The 20,745-nt window shown below is 75.6% G+C and carries 14 protein-coding genes; 1 reads left to right on the forward strand and 13 read right to left on the reverse strand.

Features of this window, described 5'->3' with window-relative positions; all coding sequences use genetic code 11:
* From ACFYX4_RS32410 to ACFYX4_RS32425, 4 genes are all read right to left on the reverse strand, one after another.
* Entirely contained in the window at positions 1 to 1,032 is a 1,032-nt protein-coding gene (locus ACFYX4_RS32410; RefSeq protein WP_389340754.1) for a hypothetical protein, read from the reverse strand.
* On the reverse strand, positions 1,029 to 3,638 hold the full coding sequence (locus tag ACFYX4_RS32415) for a hypothetical protein (RefSeq protein ID WP_389340756.1): 2,610 nt from the start codon (positions 3,636 to 3,638) through the stop codon (positions 1,029 to 1,031). Before ACFYX4_RS32415 ends, ACFYX4_RS32410 begins: the two co-directional genes overlap by 4 nt.
* Positions 3,635 to 6,769: a tubulin-like doman-containing protein gene (locus ACFYX4_RS32420; RefSeq protein ID WP_389340758.1), complete on the reverse strand. Its 3,135-nt coding sequence runs from the start codon at positions 6,767 to 6,769 to the stop codon at positions 3,635 to 3,637. The genes ACFYX4_RS32415 and ACFYX4_RS32420 overlap by 4 nt, the downstream gene beginning before the upstream one ends.
* Before the next feature lie 84 nt (positions 6,770 to 6,853).
* Positions 6,854 to 9,193, reverse strand: a complete 2,340-nt coding sequence (locus ACFYX4_RS32425; protein WP_389340760.1) for a vWA domain-containing protein — start codon at positions 9,191 to 9,193, stop codon at positions 6,854 to 6,856.
* A gap of 478 nt (positions 9,194 to 9,671) precedes the next feature.
* Here ACFYX4_RS32425 and ACFYX4_RS32430 point away from each other — a divergent pair, with 478 nt between their 5' ends.
* Complete coding sequence (locus ACFYX4_RS32430; RefSeq protein WP_389340762.1) at positions 9,672 to 10,199, forward strand: DUF1360 domain-containing protein; 528 nt, start codon at positions 9,672 to 9,674, stop codon at positions 10,197 to 10,199.
* A gap of 1 nt (position 10,200) precedes the next feature.
* Here ACFYX4_RS32430 and ACFYX4_RS32435 read toward each other — a convergent pair whose 3' ends face one another.
* The 9 genes from ACFYX4_RS32435 to ACFYX4_RS32475 form a co-directional block, all read right to left on the reverse strand.
* Positions 10,201 to 11,193, reverse strand: coding sequence for a glycosyltransferase family 9 protein (locus ACFYX4_RS32435; protein ID WP_389340764.1), 993 nt, complete (start codon positions 11,191 to 11,193; stop codon positions 10,201 to 10,203).
* Positions 11,190 to 12,920: a D-glycero-beta-D-manno-heptose 1-phosphate adenylyltransferase gene (gene rfaE2 / locus ACFYX4_RS32440; RefSeq protein WP_389340766.1), complete on the reverse strand. Its 1,731-nt coding sequence runs from the start codon at positions 12,918 to 12,920 to the stop codon at positions 11,190 to 11,192. The genes ACFYX4_RS32435 and rfaE2 overlap by 4 nt, the downstream gene beginning before the upstream one ends.
* Positions 12,917 to 13,579, reverse strand: coding sequence for an SIS domain-containing protein (locus ACFYX4_RS32445; protein ID WP_389340768.1), 663 nt, complete (start codon positions 13,577 to 13,579; stop codon positions 12,917 to 12,919). Before ACFYX4_RS32445 ends, rfaE2 begins: the two co-directional genes overlap by 4 nt.
* Positions 13,576 to 14,874, reverse strand: coding sequence for a glycosyltransferase (locus ACFYX4_RS32450; protein WP_389340770.1), 1,299 nt, complete (start codon positions 14,872 to 14,874; stop codon positions 13,576 to 13,578). Before ACFYX4_RS32450 ends, ACFYX4_RS32445 begins: the two co-directional genes overlap by 4 nt.
* Positions 14,871 to 15,833 carry a glycosyltransferase gene (locus ACFYX4_RS32455; protein WP_389340772.1) on the reverse strand — a complete coding sequence of 321 codons (963 nt, stop codon included), beginning with the start codon at positions 15,831 to 15,833 and terminating at the stop codon, positions 14,871 to 14,873. The genes ACFYX4_RS32450 and ACFYX4_RS32455 overlap by 4 nt, the downstream gene beginning before the upstream one ends.
* Positions 15,830 to 16,837, reverse strand: a complete 1,008-nt coding sequence (locus tag ACFYX4_RS32460) for a glycosyltransferase family 9 protein (protein ID WP_389340774.1) — start codon at positions 16,835 to 16,837, stop codon at positions 15,830 to 15,832. The genes ACFYX4_RS32455 and ACFYX4_RS32460 overlap by 4 nt, the downstream gene beginning before the upstream one ends.
* Positions 16,834 to 17,709, reverse strand: a complete 876-nt coding sequence (locus ACFYX4_RS32465) for a D-glycero-alpha-D-manno-heptose-1,7-bisphosphate 7-phosphatase (protein ID WP_389340776.1) — start codon at positions 17,707 to 17,709, stop codon at positions 16,834 to 16,836. The genes ACFYX4_RS32460 and ACFYX4_RS32465 overlap by 4 nt, the downstream gene beginning before the upstream one ends.
* The gene (locus tag ACFYX4_RS32470) at positions 17,706 to 18,701 is read right to left on the reverse strand and encodes a glycosyltransferase family 2 protein (protein ID WP_389340901.1); all 996 of its coding nucleotides are present in this window, start codon (positions 18,699 to 18,701) and stop codon (positions 17,706 to 17,708) included. The genes ACFYX4_RS32465 and ACFYX4_RS32470 overlap by 4 nt, the downstream gene beginning before the upstream one ends.
* 374 nt (positions 18,702 to 19,075) lie before the next feature.
* The gene (locus ACFYX4_RS32475) at positions 19,076 to 20,710 is read right to left on the reverse strand and encodes a carbamoyltransferase (protein WP_389340779.1); all 1,635 of its coding nucleotides are present in this window, start codon (positions 20,708 to 20,710) and stop codon (positions 19,076 to 19,078) included.
* Positions 20,711 to 20,745: the final 35 nt, after the last annotated feature.

Below are 20,745 nucleotides of genomic sequence, written 5' to 3' on the forward strand. Positions count from 1 at the left end.
TCAGCTACCTCCTGTTCTGCGATGGTTCGTGCCCCAGGGGGGCATCCGAAGGCCCCGCACCGACCCCGCGCTTCCGCTCCCCGCGTCCGGCCGCGGGGGCCGCACCGGTTCCGGCGGGGTGGGGGCGGCCGGCTCGGGCCGGGGGCGCGGGGGCCAGGCCTGCGGCCCCTTGGCGGCCAGCAGCTCGTCGAACCGCCGCCGGCCCGCGCGCAGCGGGTCCGGGGCCTCGCCCAGGTCGACGACCGGGTCCCGCCCGGATATGCGTCTGAGCAGGGTCCGGGCGTCGCAGCGCCGGGCGGGGTCCTCCTCGAACACCCCTCGCAGCAGGTCCGTCAGGGCCTGTCCCGAGCCCGGCGGCGGACGGTCGCCCGCGCTCTCCCGGCCCGTCGCCACGAAGTGGACCAGCTGCCCCGCGCTCCATACGTCGTCCAACGGGTGCGCCGCGCCCACGCCTTCGCGCTGTTCCGGCGAGGCCCAGGGGCGGACGCCGAGCCGTCGGCGCGGCCGGCCGGCGAGTTCGGCGCCCCCGAACTGGGTGAGCTGGATGCGCGAGCCGTCCCAGCGGACCGTGCGGGGGCCGATCGAGCGGTGCACCAGCGAGGCCCATTCCAGCAGCCGCAGCGTGCGGAACAGGCTGTACTCGAACTTCTGCTGCTCGCGCACCATGAGACGGCCCGCGAACTCCGCCATCGGCTGTCCCTTGCGCAGCGGGTCGAGCAGCAGGAACGGCTCGGGCGCCTCGATGGAGTACCCCGCGAGCCGGGTGAACTCCGGCGGATAGCCCTCCTGGCCGAAGGCCCGCGCGAGCCGCAGCCCGGCCCGGATCTCCGTCTCCAGCGCGTCCAGCGCCTCCGGCCGCACGGCGTGGGGCATGTGGATCCGCCGCTGCGACAGATGCCGCCCGTCCTCCAGCGCGATCATCCTGGTGCGGAACGGTGACCCGGGGGCGTGCGGCTCGTCCGGCTCGGCCCGCAGCACGCGTACGCGTTCGGGCATGCCCGTGGAGTCCACGAACAGCAGTACGTCGGTCATTCCGTCACCCCGCTCCGCCCGGGCCGGTCGCCGGGGCGCCGGCCCGCCTGCCGTCGGCCGTCCTCCGGGGTGTCGCCGTGTGTCGCGGCACGGCCGCCGTCGCCGGCGGCCGTCGTCCCGTGGGCGCCGGACCAGGACAGCCGGACCGCGCTCTCCGTGAGGGGGACCAGGCGCAGCAGACCGGCGAAGCGGCCCGTCGCCGTCCACACGATGTCCGGCAGCCCGGCCTCCGGCACGCTCGTCCACCGGGTGCGCGGCTCGGCCCGCTCGCCGGGCGTCCCGCGCACACCGCCCGGCGCGTTCTCGACCGCCTTCCAGAACGAGCTCTGCATCGCCTGCGGCACGAAGCCGAAGTGCCGTGTCGCGCCCGGCGCCCGGTCCAGCATCCGCAGCTGCCCGGGGGAGCACAGATGCAGGGCGTCCCCGTGGTGGCCCGGCAGCAGCACCCCGACCACGCGCTGCATGTCGACGCCGACCAGGCTCGCCGGATCCGGCCGGCTCGCCGGCGCCGGCGCGAAGCGGGGCGCGGGGGCGGTGCCGACCCGGGCCAGCTGGTGCTGGTACTCGAAGATCAGCTCGCCGGTGCGGGCGGCCACCGGCAGCGCGGCGACGGTGGACGGGTCGCGCAGGATCAGCGGCCAGTAAGGGCTGAGGACCTCGGCCATGAGGTCCGACAGATCCCCGACGACCGTGTCCAGCAACGCCCGCCCGGCCTGGCCCACATGCTCCACCGCGAACGGCGAGCCGCCCCGCCCGTCCGTCGCCGCGCCGCCCGGCGCGTGGCCCCGCGGGGCCGGACCCCACTCCGGTCCGGTGCGGCCCTCCAACTGCTCGCCGAACTCGGCGAGGGTCGCGCAGCCCGCCTCCAGGAGCGAGGCCACCGCCCGCGCCTGGTCGGACGCCGCGGCCCGGGCGTCCGCGAGCAACCAGTACTCGAACACGCCGTCGTCGAGGGCCTCGCCGAGCCGCTCGGCCGCGAGCGCCGCCGCGTCGAGCCGGATCCGTCGCCGCCAGTCCGCCACCGCCGACGCCCACAGCGTGTGGCCGGCCTTGACGGCGGCGGCCCCCGCCGCCACCCCGAGCAGCGGCGACGACCAGACGGGCACCGTCACCGCGGCCCGTACGACCAGGCCCGCGACCCACCCGAAGGCCCACCCGCCGGCGAGCACGCCGAGGGCCCGCCGGGGGAGCCGGGTCCACGGGGGCCCGTCGAACGCGTCGTCCGCCGGGCCCGCGACGAGGGTCCACCCCACCGCGCCGACGAGCAGGAGCGACAGCAGCCCCGACGTGAGCGCCCACCACGGCCCGACGACGGCCAGGAGCGCGGAGAGCGCCGCCCACACGGCGGCCCGACCGGCCCCCGCGCCCACGGCGAAGGCGGGCGGCCGGATGAGCGGGGCCAGCGCCTCGTCCGGGCAGACCTGGTGGATCCGGTCGATCTGGGCCGCACTGCCGGACGGCACGGTCGAGTTGGTGAACTCGCGCAGCCAGGAGACGATCTCCGGCAGCGGACGCCGCCGCTCCAGCCGGGTCAGCACCTGCTGCCGCAGAGCCGCCCCGACCTCCTCCGGCCGGGTCCCGGCGACCAGCGGCAGCCGCACCCCGAGCCGCAGCAGGTGGTCCCGCCCCTCCGCGTCGATGCCCGCCCGGCCGTCGACCCACTCGAAGGTCTGCTCCACGGTGCGCCGGTGCTCGGCGAGTCCGTGCCCGGCCTCCCGCACCGCGTCGAGGACCTCCCGCGCCGCCACGTCACGCCCCAGCCAGCCGCGCCAGCCGCCGAGCCCCGCCAGACTCCGGCCCGCCCGGTGCAGCCCCGCCACGGTCTGCCGGTGCGACTGCCGCAGCGCGCTGTCCTCCGGCAGACAGTCCTCCAGGGACAGGTCCTCCGGGTCGGCGGTCCGCGCGAGGACCGCCAGCGGCCCTTCCGGCGGCGCCGGGCTCGTCACGGCGGTCGGCGGGCTGGTGCAGTACTCCAGGGCCTGCACCTGCGTGCGCAGCAGCTCCTCCTCCGGCACCTCGTGGATCAGCAGCCTGAGCGCCGGACTGGCCACGGCGGACGGCAGCTCGTGCAGGGCGCCGATCGTCTCGTCGAACACCTCGGCCACCTGGAGCAGTTCGACCAGCGGGTCCAGACCGCCCAGGTCGTTCTCGGCGGGGCCCGTGTCGGTCAGCGCGGGCGCCTCGCTCTGCCCGGGCCGCCAGCCGATGCCCCGCACGTCGCCCACCCACACCGTCGCGGCCAGCGGCGGACGCAACTGCACCGGAAGCGCCAGCACATGCGACTCCCGGTACGCCGACGGATCCGCGTCGCCGGGCGCCGCGTCCTGCGCGGGGCCCGCCGGACGGCCGGGCGGCGGGCCGACGGCGAGGCAGAGCACCGCCGACACGCCGGGATGGGAGCAGATCCGTTCGTAGGCGTCCTCGTGGGACACCAGGTCGGCGGCCGTGTCGATGACCAGGACCCGGGAGACGTCGGCCGCCCGCACCCGCGCCTCCCGCAGCGTCTCCCGGAAGTGCTTGTCCAGCGCCGCCGGCGTGCTCACATGGTCGAGGTCCCGGCGCAGGTCGATGCAGACGACGAGACGGTCCCGGTGCAGCGTGCTCACTGGCCGCCCTCCTCGGAGAACGCGTGGTGCAGCTTGCGCAGCGTCCAGCCCTCCAGCCGGTGCGCCCGCGGGAACGGCAGGTCCAGGGCCTCCTGGAAGGTCTCCGTCCAGAACGCCCGCAGCTCCGCGCGGTGCGCCGGATCCTGGTCCACCGGCCAGGGCGACCGCCCGACCAGCAGATCCGCCTGCTGTGCCGCCACCTTGTCGACCAGCGTGCGGAACAGCCCCGACGGCGCGACCGGCGTGTTCTCCAGGCCGAGCGGCGTGGTCGCCATCAACTGCTCGCAGAAGGCGTCGCGGATGCCCCCGCTGTCCTCCGCCAGCGTCCAGGACTCGTAGGCGCGCAGCAGCGCTCCCCAGCTCGACAGGCCCGGGCCGGGCGACTCCAGGGAGCAGACCATGGCGGCCGACTCCCGGTCCAGCAGCCCGACCCGGACGCGCTTCGGACTGGTCACGTCCCCGAACACGGTCACCTGGTCGTTCCACAGCGCGCACAGCAGCCGGTGGAGGATGTGCCGCCGGTCCTGCGCCGTCCCCATCAGGAAGTCGGACTCGTGTCCCAGCCGGTGCCGCCAGCGCAGGAGGTCGCCCGGAAGCTCCCCGCCCAGCGCCTCCGCCCACAGGGTGAGGGTGCTGCGCACCTCCGGCACCTCGGTCAGGCTCATGGAGCTACGGAAGAGGATCACGGTGACGGACTCGGTGGACACCGGACGGAACTCGATCTCCCGCTCGTTGTCCCTCGGCAGCCGCATCTCCCGCTCCAGGAAACGGCGCACCGCCGAGTCGGTGGACGTGGCGGGGTAGACGATCAGCACCTTCAGCTTCCCCCGCCCCTCGGGCGAGAACCCGACCGGCAGCAGCGAGGCCAGCTTGTGCCGGCACTGCTCCACCGCGTCCTCCCCGATCTGGAGTCCGTCCCCGGCGGCCGACGCCGCGAGCAGCGTGCCCAGCGAGGGCAGCAGCGGACGCTGCCCCACCCCGCCGGTCTCCCCGAACAGACGCTTCACCCGGTTCTGCACGTGGTCCTTGACGATCGACACCGACCTGCGCGGATCCACCCGCGCCTCCGTGAACGCCGCCCGCCACCGCTCGGCGCCGATCAGATGCCCGAGCAGCGCCTCCTCGCCGTCCGTCTCCCGCAGCCCCTCGGCGAGCAGCAGCCGGTGCACGACGGCCTCGTAGAAGGAGACCAGGTCGTTCTGCGGCGGCAGCAGGTACGACACCCCCGTGCGCGGCCGGTACAACTGCCGGGTCCGCTGGGTGAACGAGGTCTGCTCGTCGTCGGCCTGCTCCTGGAACGCCCCGGTCAGCGCGTCGAGTTCGGCGCGCAGCGCGGACAGCGTCCGGTCCCAGCGCGGGGCGTGGTCGGCCCAGTGCCGGTGCCAGACGCGCCGGCACTCCCACTGGTACCAGGCGTCCTGCTCCTGGAGGGCCTGCACCACCTCGGCGTCGCCCCATCTCAGCTTCACCAGACCGGCCATGCGGTCCTTGATGTTCTTCGGCTGCGGCGGCCCGACGCCGAGCCCCGGAGGGCGCTCCGGCTCCCGGCCGCGGTTCTGGAGCAGACCGGCGAAGCCCGCCCGCGCGAGCCGGTCCTTGGCGGCAGGCTCGCCCAGCACCACCTGACGGAGCTTCAGCAGGTCGACACGGCCCAGGAGTTCGCGTACACCTCGGAACGGGTCGAAGGCGGTGGCGAGTTCGGAGACCTGCTGGCGCAGCTGCCGGTCGAGGTCGCCGAGCGCGTCGTCCATCGCGCCCTGCCGCGCCGCCAGCGCCTCCAGCACGGCCCGCGCGCCGGTGACCGGGCGGGGCTCGCTGAACGGCGGACTCGGGCGCGTCCACAGCTGGTCCAGGTGCGAGGCGGCGAAGAACTCCCGGACCAGGTCGCGTTGGGAGGCGTCGTGCGTCGCCGGATGGTAGGCGCGCCGCTTGAGGGCGGTGGCCAGCAACCGGGACGCCACCAGCTCGGCCAGCTCGTCGACGGGGACCGCCATCGAGGCGACGAGGCTGGTGGAGACGCCGCGGTTGCCGATGCCGGTCGGGGCGACCGTGGCGCGTTCCACGTTGGCGTTGATGAAACTGTCGGCGAACGACTGGTACAGGCTGTCGCTGTCGCGGACCCGGCTGTCGTCCTCGCCCAGCTCGGTGCCCAGCAGGGACATCACCAGCGACACGATGGAGCGGTGCAGATCCTCGCGTTCGATGCCGGAGGTGCGGGAGAACAGGAACGCGGTCTGCGTGGTGGAGGGCCGCATCCGCACCGACACCCCGCCCGGGTACTCCACGGCGAGCTGGCCGGTGCTGCCCACGTCGTCGAGGTTGTCGTCCGCGTCGGGCGCGTTCTGGTCGTCGACCAGCCGGAACAGGTCCACCAGGGCGCGCCCCGCGTTGAGACGGGCCGCGCGGCCCCCGCCCCGGCCGTCGTCGAAGGCGGACGGCATGACCACCAGCGGGTAGATCCGCACCCGGTAGCGGGCCTCCTCGAAGGCGTGCCCGAGCAGATGGAGGTAGTCGTAGAAGATGCCCGCGCCGGTGCCGCCGGCGACGGAGAAGGCGACGAACACGTCACAGCTGTCGGCGAGCGAACCGCCCAGCGAGGTGAGGTCGCCGCCGGATTTGCTGATCAGGGAGATCGCCTCGCGCAGCGGGTTCAGCGCGGGCCCGAGGCCGCTGCGGAAGGTCTCGAACAGGGCCGCCCGGCCCACGGTCGGCAGCTGGCCGGCGCCCCGGATCAGCGGGGCGACCCGGGGCTCGCCCTGCCGTCCGGGCACCCAACGGCACAGCGGACCGGGCAGGTTGGTCCGCAGGCTGCGCGCCACTTCGGGGTAGGAGTCGAAGCGCGGCAGCAGTCCGAACGTGGCCCGCGCGGTCCTGCCGTAGGCGGCCTTGAGCAGCCCCTCGGTCCGCATGTGCGGCAGCCGGCTCAACTCCGCCTCGTTCAGGTCCGCGTAGACGAACTGGAGGCAGTCGGGCAGTTGGTAGGGCAGCAGTTGACGGCCGCGCAGGGTGGGGAAGAGGGCCGTGCCGTCCGGCCCGCACAGGGCCTCCCGCAGCCGGTTCTCCAGCTCGGCGCCGATGAGGCATCCGGTGCCGCCCAGGCCCACGAACAACATCGGCTGGTAGATCTTCATCCAACTCCCCCTCGTGCGCGGCCGCGTGGGCCTTCGGAGCCGTTCCGCGGCCGTCCATGGCCGTTGCGGTGGTCGGGCGCCGGATCAGAAAGCGTCGTCATAGGGCTGTTTCGCGGTGGTCGGCGGGGGCAGCGGCGATCCCGTCGCACCGGGGCGCCGCCGCCGGGTCCGGGTCCGGGCGCCCGGAGCGGGGTACGCCGTCGCGGACCCACCGGGGGCGGACGAGTCCCCGCCCGTCCGGGAGGCGGCCCGGCGGCCCGGCCCGCGACCTGGCGCGGTGGCCGCGGAGCGGCTGTCGGCGAACCCGAGCGCCAGCCCGTCCTGGAACGGGGCGGTCCGCCCGCGCGGGACGGTGAACCGCTCCCCGTCCGGCGTCCTGACGGCCAGACCGTCGCGGTAGCGCCGCACCCGGTAGCGGCTCGGCGAGTCGTCGAGGAAGAGCCGCGGCGCCCCGCCCGCCGAACGGACCAGGAAGCCGAACTCCGAGCCGACGCCGGCCGGCGCCCGCAACCGGCTGCTCTCACTGCCGTACTGATGCAAAATCAGCTGAATGGTGGAGACGTCGCGGCTCCTGCGGCGGTCCTGCCAGCGCAGCGCCAGGACGACCGTCAGCAGCGCGAGAATCGCCGAACCGACGCCGACGGCGGGCGCGTTGCGCTCCAGGAACCCGGGCCGGGGCTCCACCTGGAGGATCAGGAAGGACTGCGCGACCGGCCGCCCCCGCTCGTCGCGCAGCGACACCGTGCCCGGCACCGGACCGGTCGGCGCGTCCTCGGCGAAGCGCAACGACAGTGGCACGGAGATCTGTTGACCGGCGTCGACCTCCACCCGCTGCGGACTGATCGTGAAGGAGACCCGGTCCCCGGCGTCACCGAGCACCACCCGCACGGTGCGGGCGCGGCTGTCGGAGTTGTGCACCTTGACCAGTCCGCGGGCGGTCCCCCCGGGGTGCACCCGGCGGTCCTCGAACTGGACGGAGCCGGCGAGCAGGGCGGGCCGGTCGGGCGGGGTCGTCCGGTACGGGCGTTCGTCGCCCGTGATGCCCTCGCCCACCATGTGCCCGACGAACTCCAGCTCCCCGTCGGCCGTTCTCGGCACCGTCAGCGTGCCCGAGAACTCCCCGTCGCCCGCCGCGTGGTCGGGCGCCCGCCCGTCGTCCGTGAGCCGGGTCTCGACCGGGGCGAACCCCTTGCCGGTGAGGCTCACCGACACGTCGATGCCCGCGAGTTGGGCCGGGTCGGTGAGGCGGACGTCCCGCGCGGTCTGCAACAGCACGTGCACGGCGGCCTTCTGTCCTGGCGCGGGGGACGGCGGGTCCAGGACGATGAACGAGCGCAGCACGCCCTGCCACAGCGCGGTGGCGCTGACCTGCTGGCCGGCCGAGCCGCCCACCACCTCCACGTGCACCCGCCAGGTCCCGGGCTGGGGGTCGCGGATCCGCAGGGACTCCACCGGGCCGTTCTGGCCGACGAGTTCGAACGCTGAGCCGTACGCCGAGCCGCGCAGCGGGACCTTGCGCCCCCGGGGGTCGTAGTAGGTGACGGCCACCGCCTCGGGGCGCTCCTTCACCACGACGATGGAACCGTCGCTGGCCACGGGCGGGATGGTGACGCTGAGATCGGCGGTCGTGGTGACGGTGGACTCCGCCCGGTCCGGGCTGGTGCGGGCGCAGCGGGCCCCCGCGAAGGCCTGCAACAGCGCCTTCGACACCGCCGCGGAGTCCGGGGTGACCTGGGCCCTCGGCCGCGCCGACGCCAGCGCCGCGCACTGGGTCTGGTAGCCGCCGGCGGCCAGTGAGTCCAGCTGGGCCCGGTCGATGCCGTCGCCGAAGCCGAGCGGCCAGATCTGCGCCTTGTCGGCGCGGGCCTGGGCCACGGCGGCGGCGAGGGCCTTGGCGGCGTTGTCGTTGCGCCGGTCGGGATCGGGGCCGTAGTTGGGGCTGTCGCGGACGTCCAGCCGGCCGTCGGTGAGCAGGAAGAGGATCTTCGGGGTGGCGGGCGCGGAACCGCCGCCCGCGCGGAGCATCGACAGGCCCTGGGTGATGGCGGCGGGGAAGTCGGTGCCGTTGCCCTCGGCGGCGGTGCGGGGCCGGATGCCGGAGACGCAGGCGCTCAGGCGTTCCCGGCCGGCCGTGTCCGCCCTGGTGAGCGGGCAGACCACGTCCACGGGACGCCGCCCGCGCTCGCTCTGGCTGCCGAACCCGACGACGCCGGCCCGCGACTCCGGGGAGAACTCGCCGAGGGTCAGCATGGAGGCGGCGGCGCGTTCGGCGGTGACGTCCTCGGACGAGAGGCTGCCGGACTCGTCGACCAGGACGACGAAGTCGACGGGCGTGGGCGCCGACGTCGGGACGGGGGCCGGCGCCGGGGCGGCCTCGCTCGCCCCGGGCCCGGATATCAGCAGCAATCCGCACAGCAGTGCCAACGACAGAATGAGACGCCCGGAACGGCCCGGGAAACCGGCACAAGGGCGGTCCGTCTGCATGGGATCCCCCCTGGCCCCCGATGGAAATGAACTTCTCGCATTTGTAGCACCGCGATGTGACGCATCGTAAGAGATCGGCGAATTCTCGTGCTTGCCGCGCGGAGGCTTCCGAGGTGCGCCTCGCGGCGGTGGGCGCGGGGTGGTGAGTACGGGCTTCTTGCCTGTTCAGGCGGGTGAGGGAATTGATTTGGGTTCGCCGATGATTTCCGGTGAGGGAGATGTTTCGGGTGGCCGAAGTTTTTTTGGTCGAGCCCGTATTCGCATTTTTGGAGGCGTTTATTGACCGAGAATGATCGGATTTTATGGTCTGTGTATCGGATAGAGGGCTGGTGGTTCGAACGCGTGTGGTGACGACACGCAGGGGAACTCGGCCCGCGCGACGGCGAGGGCCGGATGCGTATGCGCTTCAGGAGGTGCCATGACCGCGGACGCCGCGCGATACGAGGGCCGGGCCGACGAGCGGACCGACGACCGGACCGACGACCAGGAACAGGTGCCGCTCGGCGGCTACGCGGCGCTCGCCGCCACCTTCACCGCGGGCGCCGCCGTCTTCGCCGGCCTGGCGCGACGCCGGGGCGTGCGACTGCCGGACGAGGTGCCGCCGTGGGACGTCGCCCTCATGGGAACGGCGACCTACAAGGCGTCCCGGCTGCTGTCCCGGGACAAGATCACCAGCTTCGTCCGGGCCCCGTTCACCCGCCGCACCTCCGACGCCCTGGCCGGCGAGGTCCTGGACGAACCCCGCGGCACGGGGGTGCGGCGCGTGGTGGGCGACCTGGTCTCCTGCCCGTTCTGCGTCTCGGTCTGGGTGGCCGGCGCCCTCGTGGGTTCCTACGTCTGGTCGCCCCGCGCCACTCGCCTGGCCTGCGCGGGCCTGGGCGCTGTGACGTTGGCGGACTGGTTGCAGTACGCGTGGACGTGGACGCAGCAGAGCACCGAGGGGTGAGTCAGCCGGGGCGGACCGTGGAGATGCCCGGTGAGGTCGGTGCGGCCTGCGTCAGGCCCGCCCGCAGCAGGGTGAGCGCCGCCGCGACGGCCTCGTCCGCGCCGATGCGCAGGAGCCGCGGATCGGGAACATCGCCATGGGGATCGCCGGGCGGGCCCGGCTTCCACAGCGCGACGTGACGTCCCGAGCCGGGCGGCGGCCCCCACAGCCGGGGCGAGACCGGCCCGAACAGCGTCACGGACGGTGTGGCGTGCGCGACGGCGAGGTGGGCGAGGCCGGTGTCGCCGCTCACGACGAGCGCGGCCCCGGCCACGAGCGCCGACAGCTCGCCGTACGGCAGCCCGCCGCACAGCACGTCCCGCGCGGACAGCCCGGCGCGCGCCGCGACGTCCCGCGTCAGCGCGACCTCCCTGGGACCCCCGGTGACGACGACCCGCCTGCCGGACGCCCGCAGCAGCCGTACCACGACGGCGTACCGCTCGGCGGGCCAGCGGCGGGACACGGACTCCGCCCCGGGATGCACGACGACGGCTCCCCGCGCCGGGGAGGCCGCGGCCGGCGGGGGCAGCCGTACGTCGTGGGGGTCGGCGGCGATCCCGTACGCGGCGAGGAAACGGCACCACCGGTCACGTTCGTGCTCGTCCGCACGCCATAATGCGGGCCGGGGGTCGGCCTGGGCGAAGGCCAGCAGCCGGCCCGGCGTGAGGGCGGCGAGGACGTCGCGGCTCTTTGGCCCGTTGCCGTGCAGGTCGATCGCCACATCGGGCGGCGACCCCGTCCAGTGCCCGAGCGACGGCACACCACGCCGTGGTGCCTCGGCGGCGAACACGCGGTCCACGGCCCCGGTGGCCACAGCGGCCTCCGCCAGCCCCGCGGGCGACGCCAGCACGACCCGATGCCCGGGAAAGGCGCGCCGGACACCGCGCAGCGCGGGCACCCCGGCCAGCAGATCGCCCAGCCCCAGCGCGCGGAGCACCAGCACTCGGCGTGTCACGGGTGTCGCCTCTCCAGGGGGCCCGCCGCCCTCTCCGCGATCCGGGTCGTCGAGCGGCCGTCCAGATAGGGGAACAGGACGACCTGGCCTCCCCAGCTCTCCACCAACGTCGCCTCCGGGAGGCGTTCCAGGGCGTAGTCGCCGCCCTTGGCCCAGATGTGCGGGCGCAGTTCGGCGAGCAGACGCTCCGGTGTGTCCTCGTCGAACACGGCGACCGCGTCCACGCACTCCAGGGCCCGCAGCACCCGGATCCGGTCCGCCGCCGGCACCAGCGGGCGTCCACCGCCCTTGCGGCGGCGCACGGACGCGTCCGAGTTGACGCACACCACCAGGCAGTCCCCGGTGCGGCGGGCGGCCTGGAGCAGGGCGACGTGACCGGCGTGCAGCAGGTCGAAGCAGCCGCCCGCGGCGACGACGGTCCCGCCCGCGGCGCGGACCCGGGCGGCCGTCCGCAGGGCGTCGTCGGCGGGCTCGGCCTCGGCCGTCCGGGGCGCGGACGTCCCGTCGAGGCGGCGGACGCCGCCCTCGGCCACGTACCGGGTGGCGGCGTGCACGGCCGCGCGCACCGCGGTCTCGGCGAGCTCGCCGTCCGCGAGGAGACCGGCGGCGGTGGCCGCGAAACGGTCCCCGGCACCGCAGGCGTCCCCCTCGGCCGTCACCGGCGACGGCACCAGCAGCGGAGTCTCGCCGTGCGAGAGCAGCGCACCACGCCCACCGAGCGTCACGACCACGGAGACCACCCGCCAGGCCCGCAGCAGCACTTCGGCATCACGAGCCGCGCCCCGCAACTCCGTCCCGCCCCCGGCCCCCCACCCCCGACCGCCCCCGCGCCGGCCCCCGGCCTCGCTGTCAGGACCCGCCCCTTGCCCGCGGCCGGGTTCCGTCCCGAGCCCGGCCCCGGCCCTGCGTCGGGCTTCGCTGTCAGCGCCCGGCGTCTGCCCGCCGTCGGGTTTCGTCCCGCGCGTGGGCCTGTCTCCGGGGTCGCCGCCGAACTCGCTGTCAGGGCCCGGCTCTTGACCGTCGTTCGGTTTCGTCCCCTGCACGGGCCTGTCACCGGCCCTGCCGCCGGTCGTGCCGGCAGGGTCCGGCCCCTGCCCGCCGCCGGGGCCCTCGTCGTCCCCGGGCCCGCCCGGAATTCCCACCGGCCCCCACCGCGCGGCGAAGTCGCGTGCCTCGTCGGCCGACGGAGTCACCAGCCGTGTCCCCGGCACCGGCGGTTCGCCGCGCGGGTGCGGGTCCCAGACCACGGGCACCCGGCCGGCCGCCGTCGACAGGGCCTCGCGCAGCACGCCCGCCGTGCCCCGGCCGTAGTCGGAGACCAGGATCGCGCCGGCCTCGGCGACGGCACGGCGGGCCTCGTCCGTCGCTTCCCGGGCCCGGCCCTCCCCGTCGTCCAGGCGCAACAGCGGTATGCCCTCCGCGAGGACGCGGGTCTTGCTGGACAGGGTTCCGGTCAGCGGCAGCCGCACCAGCCGCACCCGGCCGGCCAGCAGACGTTCCAGGGTCGCGCTGGCCTCGTCCTCGCCCAGCGCGGTGACCAGGGTCACGGGCCGCCCGTCCGCCGCCGCGAGGACGGCGGCGAGTGCGGCACCGCCCGGCCGTGACGTGCGCCGGGCCTCGCTGACGACCGGGACGGGCGCGTCGGGAGCCAGCCGCTCCGCCCGCCCGCACAGGTCGTGGTCGAGCAGCGCGTCCCCGACGACGAGCAGCGCTGCCGGGGCGCTCATGCCCCGTCCTTCCCCGGGACGGCGCCCGCGGAGCCCGCCCCGGGGCTCCACCGGTACCCGTGCGTCCGGCGTCCCACCACAGCCGCACGGCGTTCGGCGCTCCGGTCGAAGGACTCACAGAGCATGTGCACGGCAACCAGGTGCAGTTCCTGGACCGTGGCCGCCGTCGCCGCTTCCACGCACAGCGCCTCGTCCGCCGCCCCCTCCAGGGGGTTGGGCGGAGCGCCGGTCAGCGCCCAGACGGTCATGCCGAGCCGGCCGGCCTCCTCCGCCGCGACCAGCAGGTTCGCGCTCGCGCCGCTGGTGGACAGCAGCATCAGCACGTCCCCGGCCCGCCCGTGGGCGGCGATCTGCCGGGCGAAGATCTCCTGCACGCCGTAGTCGTTGGCGATGGCGGTGGTGGCCGAGGTGTCCGCGTGCAGCGACAACGCGGAGTACGGCGGCCGGTCGTCGCGGTAGCGCCCGACGAGTTCGGCGGTCAGGTGCTGGGCCTGCGCCGCGCTCCCGCCGTTGCCCGCGACCAGCAGCCGGGAGCCGGCCCCCAGCCGGTCGGCGAGGGCGCCGCCCCACCGCCGGACGACGGGGGCGGCGTAGTCGCGGAAGCCTTCCAGCGCCTTCATCAGGTCGTCGCAGTGCGCGACGTCGGTGGTGACCTTCATCGGACCACTCCCGAGAGCGAGGGGACGGAGGAGACGGCGCCGTAGACCCGGGCCACGCCGTCGGCGACGCGGTCCCAGGTGTAGCGGGCGAGTACGCGACGCCGGCCGGCGGCCCCGTACCGGGCGAGTCGGTCGGGGTCGTCGAGGAGACGCCGGACGGTGTCCGCGAGGTCGCGGTAGTCGTCCGCCGCAGCGCCGGTCCCGCTGCCGACCGCCGCGCCGGAAACCGTCCCCCGCGTCACGTCGGCCGGGACGTGCACGCCCGTCAGGTCGTGGACGACGGTGTCGAGCTGACCGCCGACCGCGGTGGCGACGACGGGCGCGCAGCACGCCATCGCCTCGACCGGCACGATCCCGAACGGCTCGTACCGGGGCAGGGAGAGCACGAGGTCCGCCCCGGACATCAGCCGGGGCATCCGCTCCGGACTCACCCCGCCCAGCAGCGTCACCCGGTCGGCCACCCCGCACTCCTCGGCGACCGCCCGCAGCCGCTCCGCCTCCGGTTCCGCGCCCAGCAGGGCGGGCTCGGGCCCGCCCGCGACGAGCAGTTCGGCGTCGGGCACCTCGGCCAGGGCGCGGATCGCCCGGTCGAAGCCCTTGCGGGGGACCAGCCGGCCGACCGCCAGCAGCCGCCGGGGCGCCGACGCCGGCCGCCGCCGCGCACCGGCCACCGGGGCGAACAGCTCGGGGTCCACCCCGCAGGGGACCACCGAGACCCGGTCCCGGGGCAGCCCCATCGCGACCAGCTCGGCCACCTCGTCCTGACAGGTCGCGATGATGCCCCCGCACTCCCGCCCGACCGCCGTCTCGATCGCCACGCGCTGCGGCGGACTGGTGTCGGCGGCCCCCTGGTGCCGCCTCTTCACCGTGCCGAGCGCGTGGTACGTCTGCACCACGGGCACCCCGAGCTCGCGCGCCCCGGCCAGCGCCGCCATCCCGGACATCCAGAAGTGGGCGTGCACGACGTCGGGCGGCTCCGCCGACCACTCCCGCGCCAGCCAAGCACCGAACTCCGGCATGTACGGCAGGAGTTCGTCCTTCGGTATGGGCGCAGGCGGGCCGGCGGGCACATGAACCACCCTCACCCCGTCGGATGTCGTGACCCGCTCCGGCAGCCCGGGGTCGTCGCGGCGCGTGTACACGACGACCTCGTGGCCCCGGCGGGCCAGCTGTCCGGCGAGTCGGGCCACGTACACGTTCTGCCCGCCCGCGTCCGGTCCGCCGAGCACGGCCAGCGGGCTGGCGTGCTCGGAGACCATGGCGACGCGGCCGGCCGTCGGGTGGCTGGGGCTCATCGGGTGACCTCCTTGATCAGGCGTTCCCAGTCGTCCAGGAAACGCCGTTCTCCGTAGCGGGCCCGGACCGCGGCCCGGGCTGCGTCCCCCGTCGCGCGGGCGTGCGCCGGGTCCGCGACGAAACGGCGGACGGCGTCCTCCAGCACGTCGAACCGGTTGGAGACCACCCCCGCCCCCTCCGGCACGGCCTCCCGCACCTCCGTGGCGTCCAGCGCCACCACGGGCATGCCGAGGAACATCGCCTCCAGCAGGGACAGCCCGAGCGACGTCCAGCGGACCGGATGCAGGTACAGCCGGCAGCGGGCCATCGCCGGATGCAGCTCGCCCTGCGGCAGGTCCCGGTCGCGGCAACGGTCGGGCGGCAGCCCGAGGCGGTCCGCGAGGCCCTCGGTGCGCATGCCGAAGACGTCCAGCGGCACGGTGCGCGCGAACCCGGGCAGCAGGTCCGTGCCGGTCGTACGGCCGCGCCGCACGGGCTCGTTGACGACGACGGCGGCGCGCCGCTCCTCACCCGTCCACAGATGGCCGGGGTCGATGATCCCGTGCTCGATCACCGTGGTCGGGGCGCGCCCGTTGTCCCACATCAGCCGGTTGAAGTGGGTGACGTGGACGAGCGTCACGTCGGTGCGGTCGGCGAGGGGATGACGGGTGTCGACGGCCGACGCGTGCGGGCAGTTGTGCTCGACGTACACCGCGGGCACGTCGACGCCGGGCCGTCGGCCCGTCCAGCGGTGGGCCAGCTCGATCTCGTGCGGCCGTTGCAGCACCATCAGGTCGATCGCCGCCTCGCGCAGCTCGCCGGGCGTCGTCTCCCGCACCGTGGGCGGCCATTCCCAGGTCCTGGCCCGCCCCAGCCCGTCCGGCCCGCGGTCGGGCGTCACCGGGACGAGGAAGGTGTACGGGCCCTGGACGAACGACGTCAGCCATGAGCCGTGCACATGCCAGACCAGGATGTTCATGCGGTCTCCTTCAGCAGCTTCTGCACCGCCCGCACCACGTCGTGGCCCGTGACCTCCTCCAGACACGGGTGACCCGGTACCGGGCAGCGCCGGGCACGGCTGTCCGCGCACGGCGCCGACTGATCGCCGAGCAGCACGCTCGGCACCCCGTACGGCGCCCACCGCTCCGCCGGCACGACCGGCGCGAACAGCGACACGACCGGAGTGCCGACGGCCGCCGCCAGATGGGCGGGCCCGGTGTTGCCGCACACCACGACGTCGGCGGTGCGCAGCACGCCCGCCAGGGTGCGGGGCGGCGTCCGCCCGCCGAGGTCCACCGCGGTGTCCCCGCTCACCCGCCGGGTGAGGCCGGTCTCGCCGCGACCGCCGGTGACGACGACCCGGTGGCCCGCGTCGGCCAGCAGCGACACGGCCTCGGCACAGCGCGCCGGGCTCCACGCCCGCGCGGGCGCGCTGGCTCCGGGGTGGACGACGACGTACGGGCCGTTGCCGGTCAGCGCGACCGTGTCGGGCGGCGGCAGCACGCGCAGCCGGCCGTCGTCCCCGGGGTGCGGGCGGAAGCCCAGCGCGGCGGCCGTGTCGAGCGCCGCCTCGGCCTCATGGCGGCCGGGCAGCCGCCGGTGCCGTACGTCGAGGAGGCTGCCGGGCTGGTCGACGCTCTCCGCGCCGATCCGTCCGACGCCGGCCAGCCGCAGCACCAGCGCGGTGGGCAGCGGACTCTGGTGGAACGAGGTGAGGATCAGCGCGACGTCGTACGCCTCCCCGCGCAGCCGCCGCACGACGGCCCCGACGTCCGCCTCCGCCACCGGGGGCGGCTCCACGCCCTCCCACGGCGCCGCCCAGACGATCACCTCGTCCACGCCGGGCAGCAGCCGCGCGGCGGGCTCGCCGCGCGGGCCGCAGAGCATCGTCACGCCGGAACAGTGCGCGGCGACGGCACGCACGGCGGGCCCGGCGAGCAGCACGTCGCCGAAGCTGTCGAGGCGTACGACCAGTGCCCTCATGACCGGCCTCCCCGGCCCCGGCTTCCGGTGAGCAGCCGGCCGACCGCGGTGAGCAGGTCGGGAGCGGTCGCGGGGGCCGACTCGACCTCCTCGGGGAGCGTCGCCGGGGTGGGCACCAGCACGCCCCGTGCGCCCGCCGCGTGCGCCGCCCGGACGTCGGCCCCGATGTCCCCGATCACCACGCAGTCCCGCGCCTCCACGCCGAGACGGCGCGCCGCCTCGAACACCAGCCCCGGCCGGGGCTTGCGGCAGGGGCAGCCGTCGTCGGGCAGATGGGGGCAGTACACCCAGACGTCGAGACCCCCGAGCAGGGAGTCCACCCGCTCGTTGACACGCCGGACGTCGTCATGCGTGAGCAGCCCGCGCCCGACGCCCGACTGATTGCTGACCACCCCGGTCGGAACCCCCGCGCCCCGAAGCAGCCCGAGCGCCCGCCCGGCCCCGTCCACCGGCCGCACCGACTCGGGGTCGCCGTTGTAGGGGACGTCCTCGACGAGAGTCCCGTCTCGGTCGAAGAGGACGGCGGCGGGGAGCGGTGCGGTCGGACGGCGGCGCCCGAACAGGAACCCGAATCGCCGACCCTCGGCCTGGCGGCGGCCCTCGGCCTGGCGGCCCTCGGCCTGCCGGCGCTGAGTCCGCTGGCTGTCGGTGTGCGGGCCGTCGGCCTGCTGGCTTTGGGGCTGCGGGCAGCCGGTCTGTCGGCCCTGGGTCTGCCAGCCTTGAGTTTGCCGGCCCTGGGTCTGCCGGCCCTGGGTCTGCCGGCCCTCGGGCTGCCGGCCCTGCGTCTGCCAACCTTCGGTCTGCCGGCCCCCGGTCAGGTGGTTCCCGGTTACTCGGCTCTCGGTTCGCCGGGGCCCGGTGTGGCGGGTCACAGCGCGCTCCCGTGCGGGACGACCCGTCGGTGGCGGAGCAGGCCGGCCAGCCAGTGGCGGACTGCCAGCGGTGGGATGAGCACGCTCGTGGTGACCATGGTGGCGACCTCCTGTCGGGTCCGCGGACCCGGACCTATGCGGGCCAGGGCGAATTCCGCCGTGCCCAGCGTCCACAGCGCGCCCGCGACGGCGGCGGCGCGCCGCCGGCCGGTCAGCGCGCAGCCGGACGCGGTGAGCGCGGCGGTGGTCACCAGCACATGCCGGGGGAGCCGGCCGCGGGGCGCCTCGGCCCGGGCCCACCAGTCGCGGCCGTGCAGCCGGGTCATCAGGACGTCGTCCGCGTTGCCCCGCTGGGCCCGCACCGACGCCCAGCGGTCCGCCGGACGGACCGGGTGACGGGTCGTGCGCCGGCCGCGCAGCAGGCTCCAGCCGGCCTCCCGGACGCGCAGCGCCAGGTCGGCGTCCTCACGGAAGGCCCGCCGGAAGCGCTCGTCGAAGCCGCCCGCGTCGGCCAGCGCGGCCGTGCGGTAGGCCATGTCGGCGGTGGCCCAGACAGCCTCCTCCAGCCCGGCCGTGCCGCGCTCCCAGTCGGTGGGCCTGCGGTCCTCAGGGAGCGGAACGGACAGGCGGCCCTGCACGCCGCCGGTGAAGGCGTCGGCCGCGCTCAGATCCTCCGCGAGGAGACGGGACCAGTCGGGCAGCACCTGGACGTCGTCGTCGAGGAACACGGTCCACGGGGTGCCGACCGTGCGCCAGCCGGCGTTGCGCGCCGCCGCCGGGCCACGGCCCCCGGTGCGCAGGGTGCGCACCCGCCCGTACAGCGCGCCGGCCGCGGCGAGCGGCAGCTCCTCAACGGGGTCGGGCCGGTCGTCCACCACGACGACGTCCTCGGGCGGATGCCCGACGGCCGCGGCGAGCGCCCGCAGACAGTCGGCGAGGCAGGGCCGCCCGATGGTCGGAACGACGACGGAGTAGGCGGGGGCGCGGGACAGAGTGGCGACGGGGCTGGAGGCGCTGGCCGGGGTGGGGGTTTCGGCGAGGGCGGGGGAGTCCGCCCGGCTCAGGGCGTCCGCGCCGGCAGGGGCGTCGGCCGGGTCCGGGCGTGCGGCGGCGTCCGCCGGGGCCTGGGGTTGAGCGTCCGCCAGGTCCGCCGGGTCCGGGCGTGTGGTGCGGGTGGCCGGCCGGGGCCGGGTGTCTGCCGGGTCCGGGGCGTCCGGGGCGGCGGGGGCGTCCGTCCCGGCCGGGCGTGCGGCCGCGGCGCCGGGTCGGGCCGGGTTGTGCTCCCGGCCACGGCCCCGGCCCCAGCCCCGGCGGCGGCCCTGGCCCGGGTCGTCCTCCCCGCCCCGGCGGCCCAGGAACGCGCTCCTCATGTGAACACCCGCCTGCGGCGGATCGCGAACGGTCCCAGTGCGAGCAGGTCCACCGGCGCGGACCCGAAGCACTCCAGCGCGTCGCGCGGGTCGTCGACCATCGGCCGGCCCGCGGTGTTGAGGCTGGTGTTGACCACCGCCGGCAGCCCGGTGCGGCGCTCGAAGCCGTCGATCATCCGGGCCACCAGCGGCTCGTCCGCCCGGTCCACGGTCTGGACGCGCGCCGTGCCGTCCACGTGGACGACGGCCGGGATCCGCTCCCGCCACTCGGCGCGGACGTCGTGCACGAACAGCATGTACGGGCTGGGCAGCGGCCCGTCGAACAGTTCCGCGGCCCGCTCCGCCAGCACCATCGGGGCGACGGGACGGAACTCCTCCCGCCCCTTCACCGCGTTGAGCCGCTCCAGGTTCTCCGCCCGCCCGGGATGGGCGAGCAGCGAGCGGTGTCCGAGCGCCCTGGGCCCGTACTCGCTGCGGCCCTGGAACCAGGCCACGATCCGGTCCCCGGCCAGCTCCTCGGCGACGGTCTCGGCGATGTCGTCCGGTTCCTCGTAGGGGACGGCGGCCCGCTCCAGCCAGGCCCGCAACTCGGCGTCGCTCCAGCCGCGGCCCAGGGCGGCGGTCGGCATCGCCTCCACCGTCTCCTTCTGGTGGGCGAGATGCAGGGCGGCGCCGAGCGCGGTGCCCGCGTCCCCGGCCGCCGGCTGCACCCAGATCCGCTCGAACGGGCCGTCCCGGTGCAGACGGGTGTTGGCCACGCAGTTGAGCGCCACCCCGCCCGCCAGCGTCAGCGTCTCCTCGCCGGTACGGTCGTGCAGCCACCGGACCAGTCCGAGCAGCACCTCCTCCAGGCAGGCCTGCGCGCTGGCGGCGATGTCGGCGTGGGCCTCGGTCCAGGGGGCGGACGCGGGGCGCGGTGGGACGAGGGTCGCCCACGGCACGGGCCGGGTCCGGAAGCCGCCCTCGCCGTCGAGCGCGACGTACTCCCGCAACCGGTCGAGGAAGCGCGGCCTGCCGTAGGAGGCGAGCGCCATGACCTTGAACTCGTCGCTGCTGCGCAGGAAGCCGAGATGCTGGGTGAGGTCCTCGTAGAACAGGCCCATCGAGTCGGGCAGCGACTGCGCGCCCAGCACGGTCAGCTCACGGTTGGCGTACCGGCCCGCGAGGTGGGAGCCGCACTCGCCGCGGCCGTCGAGCACGAGCACCGCGCAGTCCGGGTACGGGGAGGCCTGGCCGGCGGAGGCGGCGTGGGCGAGGTGATGGGGCACGAAGCGCACCTTGGCGGGGTCGAGTCCGGGCAGCGCCTCGGCGAGGAACTCGGGGGCGCGGCGCGCGTACTCCTGGCGCAGCTGGTCGAAGGGGTCGTCCAGGCCCAAGTGGCCGGCGGGACGGGCGAGTTCGGGGTCGTAGGAGTAGGCGACGGCGTCCAGCTCGGACGGGTCGAGCCCGGCGTGTTCCAGGCACCAGCGGGCGGACAGCTCGGGCAGTTCCCAGGCGGAGAAGGGAACGGGGCGCTTGCCGTGCTTGCGTCTGCTGAATCGTTCCTCCTCCGCGGCGGCCACGATCCGGCCGTCCAGGACGAGGGCGGCGGCGGGATCGTGGAAGAGGGCGTTGATTCCCATGACACGCATACGGGGCCTCCGTGGTGGCGTGGTGGAAGACGTCT

Origin of the sequence: Streptomyces sp. NPDC002328 (assembly GCF_042890065.1) — a bacterium.
Lineage (GTDB): Bacteria > Actinomycetota > Actinomycetes > Streptomycetales > Streptomycetaceae > Streptomyces.